The sequence below is a fragment of the Streptomyces sp. DSM 106670 genome, assembly GCF_055792845.1.
Genome location: NZ_CM147704.1, coordinates 5,587,604 through 5,604,090, shown reverse-complemented (window position 1 = coordinate 5,604,090; position 16,487 = coordinate 5,587,604). Strand labels below are relative to the sequence as shown.

Annotated in this window: 12 protein-coding genes and 1 pseudogene; 1 reads left to right on the top strand and 12 read right to left on the bottom strand. The window is 68.1% G+C overall.

Going from position 1 to position 16,487, the window contains the following annotated elements; all coding sequences use genetic code 11:
• Window positions 1-29 precede the first annotated feature (29 nt).
• Window positions 30-1,064 (bottom strand): hypothetical protein, encoded by a 1,035-nt coding sequence (locus tag ACSMXR_RS24945; RefSeq protein ID WP_473169962.1) that lies wholly within the window; start codon window positions 1,062-1,064, stop codon window positions 30-32.
• A 353-nt stretch (window positions 1,065-1,417) separates the two neighbouring features.
• Between ACSMXR_RS24945 and ACSMXR_RS24940 the strand changes: the two genes are divergently transcribed.
• Entirely contained in the window at window positions 1,418-1,894 is a 477-nt protein-coding gene (locus tag ACSMXR_RS24940) for a DUF3515 family protein (RefSeq protein ID WP_137231867.1), read from the top strand.
• 20 nt (window positions 1,895-1,914) lie between these two features.
• Here the strand turns inward: ACSMXR_RS24940 and ACSMXR_RS24935 are convergent, their stop codons facing one another.
• The 11 genes and pseudogenes from ACSMXR_RS24935 to typA all read right to left on the bottom strand — a co-directional run bounded on the left by ACSMXR_RS24935 (window position 1,915) and on the right by typA (window position 16,273).
• Window positions 1,915-3,192 (bottom strand): ABC transporter ATP-binding protein, encoded by a 1,278-nt coding sequence (locus ACSMXR_RS24935; protein WP_137231868.1) that lies wholly within the window; start codon window positions 3,190-3,192, stop codon window positions 1,915-1,917.
• Window positions 3,182-4,159 carry an ABC transporter ATP-binding protein gene (locus ACSMXR_RS24930; RefSeq protein ID WP_137231869.1) on the bottom strand — a complete coding sequence of 326 codons (978 nt, stop codon included), beginning with the start codon at window positions 4,157-4,159 and terminating at the stop codon, window positions 3,182-3,184. Before ACSMXR_RS24930 ends, ACSMXR_RS24935 begins: the two co-directional genes overlap by 11 nt.
• Window positions 4,160-4,172: 13 nt before the next feature.
• Window positions 4,173-5,150: an ABC transporter permease gene (locus ACSMXR_RS24925; RefSeq protein WP_381853700.1), complete on the bottom strand. Its 978-nt coding sequence runs from the start codon at window positions 5,148-5,150 to the stop codon at window positions 4,173-4,175.
• Entirely contained in the window at window positions 5,143-6,066 is a 924-nt protein-coding gene (locus ACSMXR_RS24920; RefSeq protein WP_030082826.1) for an ABC transporter permease, read from the bottom strand. The genes ACSMXR_RS24925 and ACSMXR_RS24920 overlap by 8 nt, the downstream gene beginning before the upstream one ends.
• Window positions 6,067-6,187: 121 nt before the next feature.
• Complete coding sequence (locus ACSMXR_RS24915; protein ID WP_137231870.1) at window positions 6,188-7,822, bottom strand: peptide ABC transporter substrate-binding protein; 1,635 nt, start codon at window positions 7,820-7,822, stop codon at window positions 6,188-6,190.
• A gap of 164 nt (window positions 7,823-7,986) precedes the next feature.
• Window positions 7,987-9,135 carry an ABC transporter ATP-binding protein gene (locus ACSMXR_RS24910; RefSeq protein WP_387994712.1) on the bottom strand — a complete coding sequence of 383 codons (1,149 nt, stop codon included), beginning with the start codon at window positions 9,133-9,135 and terminating at the stop codon, window positions 7,987-7,989.
• Window positions 9,128-10,186: an ABC transporter ATP-binding protein gene (locus ACSMXR_RS24905; protein WP_473169961.1), complete on the bottom strand. Its 1,059-nt coding sequence runs from the start codon at window positions 10,184-10,186 to the stop codon at window positions 9,128-9,130. The genes ACSMXR_RS24910 and ACSMXR_RS24905 overlap by 8 nt, the downstream gene beginning before the upstream one ends.
• Before the next feature lie 11 nt (window positions 10,187-10,197).
• On the bottom strand, window positions 10,198-11,154 hold the full coding sequence (locus ACSMXR_RS24900) for an ABC transporter permease (RefSeq protein ID WP_218524852.1): 957 nt from the start codon (window positions 11,152-11,154) through the stop codon (window positions 10,198-10,200).
• Window positions 11,147-12,075 (bottom strand): annotated as a pseudogene (locus ACSMXR_RS24895) (ABC transporter permease). Before ACSMXR_RS24895 ends, ACSMXR_RS24900 begins: the two are co-directional and overlap by 8 nt.
• Before the next feature lie 129 nt (window positions 12,076-12,204).
• Window positions 12,205-13,824: a peptide ABC transporter substrate-binding protein gene (locus tag ACSMXR_RS24890; RefSeq protein WP_381853689.1), complete on the bottom strand. Its 1,620-nt coding sequence runs from the start codon at window positions 13,822-13,824 to the stop codon at window positions 12,205-12,207.
• Window positions 13,825-14,398: 574 nt separating this feature from the next.
• Window positions 14,399-16,273: a translational GTPase TypA gene (gene typA, locus ACSMXR_RS24885; RefSeq protein WP_137231875.1), complete on the bottom strand. Its 1,875-nt coding sequence runs from the start codon at window positions 16,271-16,273 to the stop codon at window positions 14,399-14,401.
• Between the last annotated feature and the right edge of the window lie 214 nt (window positions 16,274-16,487).

The following is a 16,487-nucleotide window of genomic DNA, read 5'->3' as shown; positions in this document are numbered from 1 at the left end:
CGCCCCGCCCCGGCCTCCCCGTCACCGGCTCACCAGCGCGGCGGCGGGGAGGAGGGCGGCGGCCCGAACCCGCCGCCCTGCGGAGGCCCGAAGCCGGGGGCGGGGGTGGGCGGATGGCCGGGGGCCTGGGGCGGCACGCCGGGGCCTGCGGCGGGTGGGTGGCCGGGAGGCTGGACGCCCCAGGGGCCGGAGCCGCCCCACGGGCCCGGGGAGCCGCCGGCGGTCCTGGGGCTGCCCTTGAGGGCGAGGACGATGAGCACGATGGGCGCGACGACCAGCGAGAGGACGAAGCTCAGCATGTTCAGCTGCGCCTCGAATTCCATGTCGAGGAACTGCTCGTACATCTCGTAGTGGACGATGCGCACCACGCCCAGCACACCGGAGGCGAGTATGAAGCCGCCGCCGATCAGGCCGAGCGGTCGCGCGTAGGCCGCCCCGGCGACCGCGCCGACGGCCGCCACCAGGAAGATCAGGATGTGCACCCCGGTAACCCAGCCGGGCGGGCCCTCGGTCAGCGGGGTGTTCAGAGGCTCCCCGCCGATGAACCACGCGGGGTAGAGCTCGGACGGATAGACGAACGGCTGCCGGATCTCCCAGCCGGCGAAGACCACCGCCTGGAGGCCGAGGAGCAGGAAGGCCGCCACCCCCGCGCCGCGTCCGGGACCGGCGGGGCGCTCTTCGCCCTCCGGTACGGGACGGCGGCCGGCCGCCCCGGCAACGATCAGCGCGACCGAGGCGGCGAGTGCGACGTACGTGGTGAGCAGGGCCCGGTCGCGCAGTTCCTCCGGGGCCGGGGCGTCGGCGGCCATCCAGACGCCGGGCAGCCGCAGGGCGAAGGTGATGACACCGGTGACGACCAGGACCGAAGCGGCGGAGGCGGACCGGAGTGCCGCCACGGCGGCGGCGACGTAGGCCACCAGCAGGACGAGGCTGGTGGCCGAGGTGGTGGTCCGCAGCGCGTCCCGGAGGTCCGCGGTGCCCGCCCAGTAGTCCCAGACCGGTCCCGGCCCGTCGCCGGCCCGGATGTCCCGCACGATCCAGGCCATGGTCAGTAGTGCCAGCACCGCGCAGAGAACGGCGCCGGTGATTCTTGCTCCCCGTGTAAGTGTCACCCGGTGATACTCCATTGCCCCGAACGGATGAACAAGTGCGCTCGCCGGGCGGGAAGGGGCGAGGCGGGGCGGGGGCGGCGGGCAACCGGCCGGAGCGACAAGACGACGCTCCGGCCGGTCCACGGCACCCGCACGGCCGTACGTTGTTCAGCATGGAGCGTCCGTATATCGGAGTGACGTCGGCTGAGTTGCCTGCCTGTTAACGGATCGGCGGACGGCCCGGGAGGCGTGCTCCGCGGGGTCGGTGCGGCGCCGGACGATAGATTTCCGTACCGACCGACAAATCACCCGCACGGGGGAACACGTTGACCAGCAACACACGGGGGGCGCTCCGCCTCACGGCCGCTCTGACCGTCTGTACGGCTGTCCTCGCCGGCTGCGGCAGCGGCGACGGCTACAACCTCACCAAACCGCCCTTCGCCGGCAGTCCGGCGTGCGGCACGCTCACCGGCAAGCTCCCCGACGAGCTCGGCGGATACGCCATCGAGACGTCGGAGGTGACCGGCGCGGCCGCCTGGGGGTCCGGCGGCGACATCATCCTGTACTGCGGCATGCCCGGGCCCGGGGCCGGCGCCGAGTGCACCGACGAGGGCGGGGTCGGCTGGGTCGCCCAGAAGCCGGCGGACGACCGGACCGCCAAGATGTTCGCCGCCCACGGCCGCGACCCCGGCGTCCAGGTCCGGATCCGCAACGAGAGCATCGACGCATCGGCCGTGCTCTCGGCCCTGGCCCCGGCCGTGAAGGAGATCAAGGCCGACCGGCCCTGCGGCGCCGCGAACTGACCGCGCGACGGGAGCCGGGCTCAGGGCTGCGAAGGCGCCCCGGGCTCCGGCGGCCCGTCCGGGGAGCCCGGCCCCCCGGGTCCGGGCACGTCCTCGACCGGCCGGCCGCGGGTCGTCGTGCCCGGGGCCTCCACGTCGGGGCCCGGCGGCCGCCCCGGGACCTCCAGCTCGCCCTCCGGCGGCACCACCCGCTTCTCCTCCGCGAAGTGGCACGCGGAGTCGTGCCGGGCCGGGGTGTCGACGAGCCGGAACTCCGCGGGGACCGCCAGCAGCGGGACCTCCAGTTCGCACCGCTCCTGCGCCTTCCAGCAGCGGGTGCGGAAGCGGCAGCCCGAGGGGATGTTGGCGGGCGAGGGGACGTCGCCGTGCAGGATGATCCGTTCCCGGTGCTCGCGGGCCGTCGGGTCCGGCACGGGCACGGCGGAGAGCAGCGCCTGGGTGTACGGGTGGGTGGGGTGGTCGTAGATCTCCGCGTCGGAGCCGATCTCCACGATCCGGCCGAGGTACATCACGCCGACCCGGTCGGAGATGTGCCGGACGATCGAGAGGTCGTGGGCGATGAAGACGAAGCTGAGGCTGAACTCGGCCTGGAGCCGGTCCAGCAGGTTGACGACCTGGGCCTGTACGGAGACGTCGAGCGCGGAGACCGGTTCGTCGGCGACGATGATCTCCGGGTTGAGGGCGAGGCCGCGGGCGATGCCGATGCGCTGGCGCTGGCCGCCGGAGAACTGGTGCGGATAGCGGTTGATGTACTCCGGGTTGAGGCCGACGACGTCCAGCAGGTCCTGCACCTTCTGGCGGCGGCTGCCCTTCGGGGCGACCTCGGGGTGGATCTCGTACGGCTCGCCGATGATGTCGCCGACCGTCATCCGCGGGTTCAGCGAGGTGTACGGGTCCTGGAACACCATCTGGATGTTGCGGCGCACCGCCTTCAGCGCCCGGCCGGACAGCTTGGAGATGTCCTCGCCCTTGTAGCGGATCGCACCGGCGGTGGGGCGTTCCAGGTGGACGAGCATCTTGGCGACGGTCGACTTCCCGCAGCCCGACTCCCCCACGATGCCCAGCGTCTCGCCCGCGTACAGGTCGAAGTCGACGCCGTCGACGGCCCGGACCGCGCCGACCTGCCGCTTGAAGAGGATGCCCTGGGTGAGCGGGTAGTGCTTGGCCAGGTCGCGGACCTGGAGGATCGGGTCGCCCTCCGTGTACGGCGTGACGGCGTCCTCGCGGGCCTTGGAGAGCAGCGTGGAGCCGGCCGCGCCACCGCCGGTCCCCGCACTCTCGTCGCGGTCAGCGTGCATCGAGCGTCTCCTTCCAGAAGTGGCAGGCGCTCCGGCGCTGCTCGTCCACCTCGTAGAGCGGCGGCACATCGCTGCGGCACACGTCCTGGGCCATCGGGCAGCGGGGGTTGAAGGCGCAGCCCGGCGGGATACGCGTGAGGTTGGGCGGCAGGCCCTTGATCGCGTAGAGCTCCTGGCCCTTCTGGTCCAGGCGCGGGATCGACTGGAGGAGGCCCTTGGTGTACGGGTGGGCCGGGGCCTTGTAGATCTCGTGGACGGGGGCGGTCTCGACGATGCGGCCCGCGTACATCACGGCGATCTTGTCGGCGACGTCGGCGACCACGCCGAGGTCGTGGGTGATCAGGATGAGGCCCATGTTCAGCTCGCGCTGGAGCTCGGCGAGGAGGTCCATGACCTGGGCCTGGACGGTGACGTCGAGGGCGGTGGTCGGTTCGTCGGCGATGATCAGCGACGGTTCCAGGGCCATCGCCATGGCGATCATGATGCGCTGGCGCATACCGCCGGAGAACTGGTGCGGGTACTGGCCGACGCGTTCCTTCGCGGCGGGGATGCGGACCCGGTCCATCAGCTCGACCGACTTGGCCTTCGCGTCCTTGCGGGACATGCCGCGGTGCACGACGAACATCTCGCCGAGCTGCTCGCCGACGGTGAGGACCGGGTTCAGCGAGGAGAGGGCGTCCTGGAAGATCATGGCCATCTCCTGGCCGCGGATCTTCCGGCGCTCCTCCGGCTTGAGCTTCAGCAGGTCCTGGTCCTTGAAGAGGATCTCGCCGCCGGCGATCTTCCCGGGCGGCATGTCGAGGATGCCCATGATGGCCTGGGCGGTGACGGACTTGCCGGAGCCGGACTCGCCGAGGACGGCGAGCGTCTCGCCCTCGGCCACCGAGTAGTTGACTCCGTTGACGGCCTTGGCGACGCCTTCGCGGGTGTGGAACTCCACGTGCAGATCGCGCACTTCGAGCAACATGGCAACCGGCTCCTCAGCGCAGCTTGGGGTCGAGGGCGTCGCGCACCGCGTCGCCGAGCATGATGAACGCGAGCACGGTGACCGCCAGCGCTCCGGCGGGCCAGAGCAGCATGTGCGGGGCGTTGCGGATGTAGTTGGCGGCCGCGGAGATGTCGATGCCCCAGGAGACGGCCGGGTCCTTCAGGCCGACGCCGAGGAAGGAGAGGGTCGCCTCCAGCGAGATGTACGTGCCGAGCGCGATGGTCGCCACGACGATGACCGGGGCGATGGCGTTGGGGGTGATGTGGCGCAGCATCATCCGGGTGTTGGAGGCGCCCAGCGCGCGGGCCGCCTGGACGTAGTCGTTCTGTTTGGCGGTGATGACCGAGCCGCGGGCGATGCGGGCGATCTGCGGCCAGCCGAGCAGGACGATGAAGCCGACGACGGGCCAGACGGTCGAGCTGGTGACGACGGACAGGAAGACCAGGCCGCCGAGGACGACGGGGATGCCGAAGAAGACGTCGGTGAGGCGGGAGAGGATCGCGTCCCACCAGCCGCCGAAGAAGCCCGCGAGTCCGCCGAGGACGCTGCCGAGGAGCGCGACGCCGAGGGTGGCGCAGACGCCGACGGTGACCGAGGTCCGGGTGCCGTAGACGACCCGGGTGTACACATCGCGGCCCTGCGGGTCGAAGCCGAAGGGGTGGCCCGGTTCGGAGCCCTTCTGGGCGTCGTCCAGGTTGGCCTGGAGGGGGTCGCCGCTCGCGATGAGCGAGGGCCAGATCGAGATGATCACCAGGAAGAGGATGACCAGCGCGGAGATGATGAAGACCGGGTTGCGGCGCAGGTCGCGCCAGGCGTCCGACCAGAGGCTGCGCGGTTTTCCGGCCGGTCCGGTGCCGTCGGGGCCGCCCGGCGTCTTCTCCAGGCTGGTGCCCTCCTCCATGGCGAGGTCCGTCGCGCCTCCGGCGCCCGCCTGGGAGATCGCTTCGTCCGGGGTCTGCGGCTCAGGCATAGCGGATCCTCGGGTCGAGTACGGCGTACAGGAGGTCGACGATCAGGTTGGCGGCCAGGAAGACGAGGACGAGGATCGTGACGAAGCCGACGACGGTCTGGGAGTTCTGCCGCAGGATGCCCTGGTAGAGCTGGTAGCCGACGCCGTGGATGTTGAAGATCCGCTCGGTGACGATGGCCCCGCCCATCAGCGCGCCGACGTCGGTGCCGATGAAGGTGACGACGGGGATCAGCGAGTTGCGCAGCAGGTGCCGTACGACGACCCGGCGGCGGGGCAGGCCCTTGGCGACGGCGGTGCGTACGTAGTCGGCGCGGGCGTTCTCGGCGATCGAGGTCCGGGTGAGCCGGGTGACGTAGGCGAGCGAGACCGAGGCGAGGACCAGCCCGGGGACGAGGAGTTCGTCGAAGGTGGGGTCGGCGGAGACCGAGGGCTTGATGATGCCCCACTTGACGCCCAGGAGGAGCTGGAGCAGCAGTCCGGTGACGAAGGTCGGGACGGCGATGACGACCAGCGTCAGGATGAGGACGGTGGTGTCGACGGGGCGGCCGCGCCGCAGGCCGGTGACGACGCCGAGGCTGATGCCGATGACGACCTCGAAGACGACCGCGACGATCGTGAGCCGGATCGTGATGGGGAAGGCGGTGGCCATCAGCTCGGTGACCTTCTGCCCGTTGAACGCGGTGCCGAAGTCGCCGGTGAAGACGTTGCCCATGTACGTGAGGTATTGCTGCCAGACCGGCTTGTCGAGGCCGAACTCGGAGCGCAGCTGGGCGGCGGTGGCCGGGTCGCACTGGCGGTCGCCGCAGAGACCCGCGATGGGGTCGCCCATCACGTTCACCATGAGGAAGATCAACAGCGTGGTGCCGAAGAAGACGGGGATCATCTGCAGCAGCCGCCGGATCACATAACGTCCCATGAGGGGCTCCGGGGGTCGGGAGAGCAGTACCGGACAGGTGGAGCGCGGACGGGCACGAGGAGCGCGGACGGCCGGGGCGCCGGTGTGTCGGGCGTCCCGGCCGTCCGCGTCGCTCAGCGCGTCACTTGACGGTGATCTCTTCGTAGACCGGGACGCTGAACGGGTTCAGCGCGACGTTGTCGACCCGGTCCGAGTAGCCGGCGCTGCCGTTCTGGTACCAGAGCGGGATGACCGGCATCTCCGTGACGAGGATCTTCTCCGCGTCCTGGAAGGTGGTGACGGCCTTGGCCTTGTCGCTCTCGGCGTTGGCCTTGTCGACCAGGTCGTCGAACTGCTCGTTGCTCCACTTGCCGTCGTTGGACGGGGCGTTGGTGTAGTAGAGCGGCTGGAGGAAGTTCTGGATCAGCGGGTAGTCCATCTGCCAGCCCGCGCGCCAGGCGCTGGTGAGCTTCTGGGTGGAGACCTGGGCGCGGAAGTCGGCGAAGGTGCCGACGGGGCCGCCGACGCAGGCCTTGTTGTTGCCCATGACGTTGTTGATGCTGTTGCAGACGGCGTCGACCCATTCCTTGTGGGAGCCGGTGTCCGCGTTGTACGAGATCTTCAGCTGGCCGCCGGGGATGCCGCCGCCCTCGTCGATCAGCTTCTTGGCCTCGGCCTTGTTGTACGTGCACTCCTTGCCGCAGAGCCCTTCCTTGAAGCCGCCGTCCTCGCCGAGGACCGGGGAGGTCCAGTCGGACGCGGGGGTGCGGGTCTTCTGGAAGATCTGGTCGGTGATCTGCGGCCGGTTGATCGCCATCGACAGGCCCTGGCGGACCTTGCGGGCGTCGTCGGTGTCCCACTCCTTCTCGTAGAAGGGGAAGGCCAGGGTCTGGATGATGCCGGCGGGGGTGTTGATGTACCGGTCGCCGAGGTCCGCCTCGACGTTACGGAGCTGGGAGGCGGGCACGTCGTCGACGAGGTCGAGGTTGCCCGCCGTCAGGTCGGTGTAGGCGGTGTTGTTGTCGGTGAAGACCTTGAGGTCCACGCCGCCGTTCTTCGCCTTGTCGTCGCCCGGGTAGTCGTCCCACTTGCGCAGGTTCATCGAGGAGCCCTTGGCGTACGACTCGATGGTGTACGGGCCGTTCCCGACGGGCTTGGAGAGCCAGGCGTCGTGGTCGTCGTAGAACGCCTTGGGCAGCGGGACGAAGGCGGAGTAGCCGAGGGTGTCGGGCCACAGGGAGAACTTCTGGGTGAGCTTGGCGGTGAAGGTCAGGTCGTCGACGACCTTCAGGCCGGACAGGGTCTGGGCGGAGGCGGATCCGGACTCCGGGTGGACCTTGTCGTAGCCGTCGATGTACTGGAAGAAGTAGGCGTTCTTCTGGTTGTTCTTCAGCGCGGCGCCGTAGTTCCAGGCGTCGACGAAGGACTTGGCGGTGACCTTCTCGCCGTTGGAGAAGGTCCAGCCGTCCTTCAGCTTGATCGTGAAGTTCTGGGAGTCCGTCGTGTCGATGGACTCGGCGACCATGTTCTTGGCCTCGCCGGTCTTCGGGTCGTAGCGGATCAGTCCGCGGAAGACCATGTCGAGGACCTTGCCGCCCTGGACCTCGTTGGTGTTGGCGGGTTCCAGCGGGTTCTGCGGGTCTCCCCAGGAGGAGCTGACGATGCCGTCGGCGCCGCCGCTGCCGCCGCCGTCACCGTCACCGCCGCCGCAGGCCGTCGCTGCCAGGGCGACAGCCACCGCACATGCGGCCCACCTGACCTGTGTGGCTCCGCGCATGAAGTGCCTCCTAGAGTCATCGAGTAGCTCAATGCCTCATATCACCTCATAACGCCACGTATCGCATGCGGGCTTACCCCGTACGGGCAGGGGCGGGCGCGGACGCGACGATGCCCGGTCCCCCGAGGGGAACCGGGCATCGGCCGGTCAGGAACCGAATACGGTCACGCCGCGTGCACGACGTCCCGCTCCTCGGCGAAGTGACACGCCGACTCATGCGAGGCCGGGGTGGCCCCCGCCACGAAGCGCTCGGGGATCGCCAGCAGGGGCTCCTCCGTCGCGCAGCGCTCCTCCGCCTTCCAGCACCGGGTGCGGAAGCGGCAGCCCGAGGGCGGGTTAGCCGGTGACGGAACGTCACCGGTGAGGATGATCCGGTCGCGTCCCTCACGGGCCGCCGGGTCGGGGACCGGGACCGCCGACAGCAGCGCCTGGGTGTAGGGGTGCGTCGGGTGGTCGTAGATCTGGGTGTCCGTGCCGATCTCGGCCATCTTGCCGAGGTACATCACGCCGACCCGGTCGGAGATGTGCCGGACGATGGACAGGTCGTGCGCGATGAAGAGGTAGGACAGGTTGAACTCGTCCTGGAGCTTCTCCATCAGGTTGATGACCTGGGCCTGCACCGACACGTCGAGCGCGGAGACCGGCTCGTCGCAGATGATGATCTCCGGGTTGAGCGCGAGGCCGCGGGCGATGCCGATGCGCTGGCGCTGACCGCCGGAGAACTGGTGCGGATACCGGTTGATGTACTCCGGGTTCAGACCCACGACGTCCAGGAGCTCCTGGACCCGGCGACGCCGGTCGCCCTTCGGGGCCACCTCGGGGTGGATCTCGAAGGTCTCCCCGATGATGTCGCCGACCGTCATACGCGGGTTCAGCGAGGTGTAGGGGTCCTGGAACACCATCTGGATGTTGCGGCGGACGGCCTTCAGCGCCCGGCCGGACAGCTTGGTGATGTCCTGGCCCTTGTAGAAGACCTCGCCGGCGGTGGCCCGCTCCAGCGTCATCAGGAGCTTGGCGACCGTGGACTTGCCACAGCCGGACTCCCCGACGATGCCCAGGGTCTCACCGGCGTACAGGTCGAAGGAGATCCCGTCGACGGCCTTGACCGCGCCGATCTGCTTCTTGAAGAGGATGCCCTGCGTCAGCGGGAAGTGCTTGACGAGGTTCCGCACCTGGAGGATCGGCTCGCCCTGGCTGACGGGCGCGTCGATGGCGGCTACGGCCTCCGCCTCGGTCGCCGCGTCCACGGTCTCCACGTCGGAGACGTTCGGGGTGGCGTCCACGGGCTCCTGCTCCTTCTTGAGCTCAGCCATGGATCGTCTCCTTCCAGAAGTGGCACGCGCTGCCGCGGCCGACCAGCTCGAGACCGTCCCGCTCGGTCACCGGGGCGAGCGGCGGGATGTCCGTACGGCAGATGTCCTGTGCCTTGGGGCAGCGCGGGCTGAAGGCACAGCCCGCGGGGATGCGCGTGAGGTTGGGCGGCAGGCCCTTGATCGCGTAGAGCTCCTGGCCCTTCTGGTCCAGGCGCGGGATCGAGTCCAGCAGCCCCTTGGTGTACGGGTGGGCCGGGCGGCTGTACAGCTCGCCGACCGGGGCCGTCTCCACGATCCGGCCCGCGTACATCACGGCGATCTTGTCCGCGACGTCGGCGACGACGCCGAGGTCGTGGGTGATCAGGATCAGACCCATGTTGTACTCGCGCTGCAGCTCGGCCAGCAGGTCCATGACCTGGGCCTGCACCGTCACGTCGAGCGCGGTGGTCGGCTCGTCCGCGATGATCAGGTCCGGCTCCAGGGCCAGCGCCATGGCGATCATGATGCGCTGACGCATACCGCCGGAGAACTGGTGCGGGTAGTCCGAGATACGGGCCGCCGCCGCCGGGATCTTGACCTGGTCCATCAGCTCGATGGACTTGGCCTTGGCGTCCTTGCGGGACAGTCCCTGGTGCACCCGGAACATCTCGCCGAGCTGGTAGCCGACGGTGAGAACCGGGTTCAGCGAGGACAGCGCGTCCTGGAAGATCATCGCGATCTTGCGGCCGCGGATCTTCCGGCGCTCCTCGTTGGACATCTTCAGCATGTCCTGGCCGCGGAAGAGGATCTCGCCCTGCGTGATCTTCCCGGGCGGCATGTCGAGGATGCCCATGATGGTCTGCGCGGTCACGGACTTGCCGGAACCGGACTCACCGAGCACCGCGAGCGTCTCGCCGGCGCTGACGGTGTAGTTCACACCGTTGACCGCCTTGGCCACACCGTCGCGGGTGTGGAACTCCACGTGCAGGTCACGGACGTCGAGCAGTGGGCCGTCGCCACTCGCGGACTCCCGCGGTGCGGGGACGTGGGCCGTCTTGTCGATGGTGGTCACGAACGCCTCCCTCAGCGCATCTTGGGGTCGAGGGCGTTGCGGACCGCATCGCCGAACATCAGGAAGGACAGCACCGTGATCGAGACCATCACCGAGGGGATGATCAGGACCGACGGAACGTTGCGGAGCTGGTCCTTCGCAGCGGAGACATCGATACCCCACGAGACCGTCGGCTCGGCGAGGCCGATACCGAGGAACGACAGGGTGGCCTCGGCGGCGATGTATCCGCCGAGCGCGATGGTGGCGACCACGATCACCGGCGCGATGGCGTTCGGCAGGATGTGCCGCGTCAGGATCCGGGTGGTGGAGGCGCCGAGCGCCTTGGCGGCGACCACGTAGTCGGCCTGCTTGATCGTGATGACCGAGCCACGGGCGACACGGGCGATGGACGTCCAGCCGAGGAAGGACAGGGAGAGGATGACGACCCAGACGGAGCGCTCCTCGAAACTCGTCAGGATGACCATGGCGCCGACGATGAAGGGGACGCCGAAGAAGACGTCGGTGATCCGCGACAGGATCGTGTCGATCCAGCCGCCGAAGTATCCGGCGATCATCCCGATCACCAGGCCGGTGACGGTGACCGCGATGGTCACGATCACGCCCACCATGATGGACGCGCGGGCTCCGTAGATGAGACGCGCGTAGATGGAACGGCCCTGGACGTCGTAACCGAGCCAGTCTGGGGCGAAGAAGTGCCCCCAGTTCGGCTTCTGCAGGTAATGCTCGGCCAGGTTGGCGTCGCGCGGCGAAGCGCTGGTGAACAGGCCCGGGAAGAGAGACATGATGGTGAGCAGCAGGATCAGCACCATCGAGATGAGGAAGAGCGGGTTGCGGCGCAGGTCGTGCCAGGCGTCGGACCAGAGACTGCGCGGCTTGCCGGGCGCGGGGCCGGAGTCCGTCGTGGTCGGCGTCTGAGCTGCGGCGGCCGGAGCGTCGGTGCTCTTGGTGAGTGCGGTGGTGTCAGGCATACCGGATCCTCGGGTCCAGGACCGCGTAGAGCAGGTCGACGAGCAGGCTGCAGACGAGATAGACGATGACGAGCAGCGTCACGACGCCGACGACAGTGGCGCCCTCGCGCTTGGAGAGAGCCTCGAAGACGAGCGATCCGACGCCCTTGATGTTGAAGATGCCCTCGGTCACGATCGCGCCGCCCATCAGGGAGCCGATGTCGGTGCCGAGGAAAGTGACGACCGGGATGAGCGAGTTGCGCATCAGGTGGACGCCGATGACGCGGCGGCGCGGCAGGCCCTTGGCGACAGCCGTGCGCATGTAGTCGGCGCGCATGTTCTCCGCGACCGAGGTACGGGTGAGACGGGCGACGTAGGCGAGTGACAGCGACGCCAGCACCATGGCCGGCATGATCAGTTCGCCGTTGGTCGGTTCGAGACTCACGCTGGGCTTGGCGATGCCGAGCTGGAACGCGAAGAAGTTCTGAACGAGGAAGCCCAGCACGAAGGAGGGCATGGAGATCAGCACCAGCGTCAGGCCGAGCAGACCGCGGTCCCGGAGGGACTCGGCCTTGAGGCCCGCGATGATACCGAGCGAGATCCCGGCGACGACCGTGAAGACGAAGGCGAAGATCGCCAGTCTGACGGTGATCGGGTATGCGTCGGCGATGACTTCGGCGACCGGACGCTGGGTCCCGATCTGGGTGCCGAAGTCGCCCTGGAACAGATTGCCCAGGTAGTTCAAATACTGCTGCCAGATCGGCTGGTCGAGACCGTACTCGGCCTTCAGCGCGGCGATCTGCGTAGCGTCTACGTGCTGTTCACCGGCAAGAGCTCTGACGGGGTCGCCGGCAGTGCGTACATCATCAGGAAGACCAGCAGGGTCGAACCGATGAAGACCGGGATCATCTGGAGCAGTCGTCGTGCGACATAGCGCCCCATGGGTGCCTCCGTGTGGGGATAACTGCGGCGCGGGGGCCGCCTCTTGGCAGAGGCGACCCCCGCGCCTCCGGCCGCGCCGATGGCAGCGCGGGCGGATGACGGCCAGTTGGGGAATGACCCGCAGGCGTGTTACTTCGTGGTGACGCCCGTCAGTTCGAAGTCACCGTGGAAGTCGACCTTGACGTTGCCGACGTTCTTGCCGTGGCCACCGTTGATCGCGTAGTACCAGAGCGGGATGGCCGGCATCTTGTCGACCAGCTTCTTCTCGACCTCCTGGTAGGCGGCGACGGAGGCCTCGAGCGAGTCGGCCTTGTCACCCTTCGCCATCAGGTCGTCGATCTCCTTGTCGCTGAAGCGACCGTTGTTCGACTCCGCCTTGGAGTGGTAGAGCTCCTTGAGGAAGTTCACGTTGACGGGGTAGTCGGCCACCCAGCCACCGCGGTAGAAGCCCTTGACCTCGTTGTTGTCACGCGCTTCGAGGTCGGTCGGGAAGTCCGGCTTGGCGTCGCCCACGCAGTCGACCCCGGTGGCGTTGCGGATGGACTCGCAGACAGCGGTCACCCACTCCTTGTGCCCACCGTCGGCGTTGTACTGGATGGAGATCTTGTTCTCCGGGACACCGCCGCCGGCCTTGATGAGCTCCTTGGCCTTGGCCGGGTTGAACTTCAGGATGTCCGTGTCGAGGGTCTGGTTGCCCTTGACCTGCGGAGGCGTGAAGCTGGTCGCCGGGGTACGCGTGCCGTTCAGGACGGTCTTCGTGATGGTGTCACGGTCGATCGCCATGGACAGACCCTGGAGGACCTTGGGGTCGATGTCCTTGAACGTCTTCGAGTAGAACGCCGGGTTCAGCGACTGGATCGCGGCGTAGGGCTGCTCGATCGCGCCGTCACCGAGGTCCGTCTTGTACTTCGGGAGGTCACGCGGGCCGACCTGACGGATCATGTCCAGGTTGCCGGAGACGAGGTCGGTGTACGCGGCCTCGACGGTCGAGTAGTTCTTGAACTGGATGCCCTTGTTGGCAGCCTTGTTCGGACCCTGGTACTCGGGCCAGGCCTTGACCTGGATGAGCTTCTTGTGGTTCCACTTCTCGAACGTGTACGGGCCGTTACCGATCGGCTTCTGGCCGAACGCCTTCGGGTCGTCGTAGAAGACCTTGGGCAGCGGCGCGAACGTCGCGTAGCCGAGCTTGTAGTTGAAGTACGGGACCTTGTCGGTCAGCTCGATCGTGAAGGTGGTGTCGTCCACGGCCTTCAGACCGGACATCTTGTCGCTCTTCGGGTCACCCTTCTCCGGGTGGACGTCCTCGTAGCCCTTGATGTCGGAGAACCAGAACGCGTTCTGCTGGGCGTTCTTGGAGTTGGCGTACCAGTTCCACGCGTCGATGTACGACTGCGCGGTCACGGCCTCACCGTTGTGGAACTTCCAGCCCGACTTCAGCTTGACGGTCCACGTCTTGGAGTCCTCGGTCTCGACGGACTCGGCGTTCGTGAGAACGATCTCGCCCTTGTCATCGAAGTCCAGCAGCTGGGTGAACAGCGACTGGATGACGTAGGAGCCGTTGCTCTCGTTGGTGTCGGCCGGCATCAGAGGCTTCTGGGGCTCACCGACGTCGATCGAGACGTACCCGGCGGGCTGACCCGACGTGTTCTTCTTGCCTCCGTCACCACTGTCGCTACCGCCACAGGCAGTCGCGGCCAGGGCGATGACGGCCGCTCCCGCGACCCACTTGGCGCTCTTGGCACCGCGCATGGGTTTCCTCCTCATGAGTCCACTTTTGACTACAAGAAGGGCACTGGAGAGATTCACCGACACCCCTGACGGTGATCGTTCAGTGCCCCGAGTGTGCTCGTGAGTCGGCACTCCCCACAGTGCGTGACCCATTGACCCGAGCTCAATGGAGCCAACTATTGAGTACGGCCGGGCTGTAAACCACACTTAAAGGGTCTCGGTTTGACAACATCAGACCCTCTCGTGTGCCCGAAATCCGGACAAAGCGATCCCAGACAGACACGCCCGAAACGGACTGTTAACACATGTTCCGGAGAGCGACCCCCGATATCCGGACACCGCGGTCAGGAAAAGCGATTGACGGAGGCCCGGCCCACCACAGTGTCCGTGGTGGGCCGGGCCTTCTGTCAATGCCTGTGCTGACGGACCGTCCGACGAGCCATCGGGGGGCGCCGCGGGTCTTCGCATACGGAGCGTACGGCTCCGGGGCCAGGGGGCTCCGGGGCTCCTGGACGTGGGAGGACACACAGATAGGACCGCCCGGAGGCCCACAGGGGCGTCCGGGCGGTCCTCAGGGCCTGTTGAGGCCGTCGGGTCAGCCGTGCTTGGCGCGCGAGGCCGTGCGGCCTCGCTGCTTGGCGTCCAGGACGACCTTGCGGATACGCACGGTCTCCGGGGTCACCTCGATGCACTCGTCCTCGCGGCAGAACTCCAGGGACTGCTCCAGCGACAGCTTGCGGGCCGGGACCACGTTCTCCGTGGTGTCCGCGGAGGCCGCACGCATGTTGGTGAGCTTCTTCTCCTTGGTGATGTTCACGTCCATGTCGTCGGCGCGGGAGTTCTCGCCGACGATCATGCCCTCGTAGACCTCGGTGCCGGCCTCGGTGAAGATGACACCGCGCTCCTGGAGGTTGACCATCGCGAACGGCGTCACGGAGCCCGAACGGTCCGCCACCAGCGAGCCGTTGTGACGGGTGCGCAGCTCGCCGAACCACGGCTCGTGGCCCTCGAAGATGGAGTGCGCGATGCCGGTGCCGCGGGTCTGGGTCAGGAACTCCGTACGGAAGCCGATGAGGCCGCGGGACGGGACGATCCACTCCATGCGGACCCAGCCGGAGCCGTGGTTCGTCATGGTCTCCATACGGCCCTTGCGGGTCGCCATGAGCTGGGTGATGGCGCCGAGGTGCTCCTCGGGCGAGTCGATCGTCATGCGCTCGATCGGCTCGTGGGTCTTGCCGTCGATCTGCTTGGTGACGACCTCGGGCTTGCCGACGGTCAGCTCGAAGCCCTCGCGGCGCATCTGCTCGACCAGGATGGCGAGCGCGAGCTCACCGCGGCCCTGGACCTCCCAGGCGTCGGGGCGCTCGGTGTCCAGGACGCGGAGCGAGACGTTACCGATCAGCTCGCGGTCCAGGCGGTCCTTCACCTGGCGGGCGGTGACCTTGTGGCCCTTGCCGCCCTTGCCGACGAGCGGCGAGGTGTTGGTGCCGATGGTCATCGAGATGGCCGGCTCGTCGACCGTGATCAGCGGGAGCGCGATCGGGTTCTCGGGGTCGGCCAGGGTCTCGCCGATCATGATGTCCGGGAATCCGGCGACGGCGCAGATGTCACCGGGGCCCGCCACCTCGGCGGGCTTGCGGGTGAGCGCCTCGGTCATCATCAGCTCGGTGATGCGGACGTTGGACATGGTGCCGTCACGCTTGATCCAGGTGACGGTCTGGCCCTTGCGCAGCTCGCCCTGCTCGACGCGGCAGAGCGCGATACGGCCGAGGAAGTTGTCGGCGTCCAGGTTGGTGACGTGGGCCTGGAGCGGCGCGTCCTCGTCGAACTCGGGGGCCGGGACGTGCGACAGGATGGTGGAGAAGAACGGCTCCAGGTTCTCGCTGTCCGCCGGGACGGTGCCGTCCTCGGGCTTGGTCAGCGAGGCGACGCCGTCACGGGCGCAGGCGTAGACGATCGGGAACTCGATCTGGTCCTCGTCCGCGTCCAGGTCCAGGAACAGGTCGTACGTCTCGTCGACGACCTCGGCGATCCGGGAGTCGGGACGGTCCGTCTTGTTGATGCAGAGGATGACCGGCATCTTCGCGGCCAGCGCCTTGCGCAGCACGAAGCGGGTCTGGGGCAGCGGGCCCTCGGAGGCGTCGACGAGCAGCACGACCGCGTCCACCATCGACAGACCGCGCTCGACCTCGCCGCCGAAGTCGGCGTGGCCGGGGGTGTCGATGATGTTGATCGTGATCGGGTCCCCGCCGTCCTTGGGGTGGTACTTCACCGCCGTGTTCTTGGCGAGGATCGTGATGCCCTTCTCACGCTCCAGGTCGTTCGAGTCCATCATGCGGTCGTCGAGGTGCTCGGCGGCGTGGGCGGCGAACGCTCCGGCCTGCTTGAGCATGGCGTCGACCAGCGTGGTCTTGCCGTGGTCGACGTGGGCGACGATGGCTACGTTACGGATGTCGTGGCGCGTGGGCATGGGTGGCTTGCGCTTCTCTCGGATCGTGGGATCAGGCGTCTCAGTCGGTCTTCGAGTCCTCGTACGCCCGCCGGGCGGCACGCCACGGCTCGTCCCATCGTACGGGCCCTGGGCCCGCCGGGCTTCCCGGGCGGATCCGCAGAGGCGGTCTTCCCGTGTGATTCAGGCGATATTCAGCCGGTGTCAAGGTACTGCCGGGCCGTGGAGACGGCCG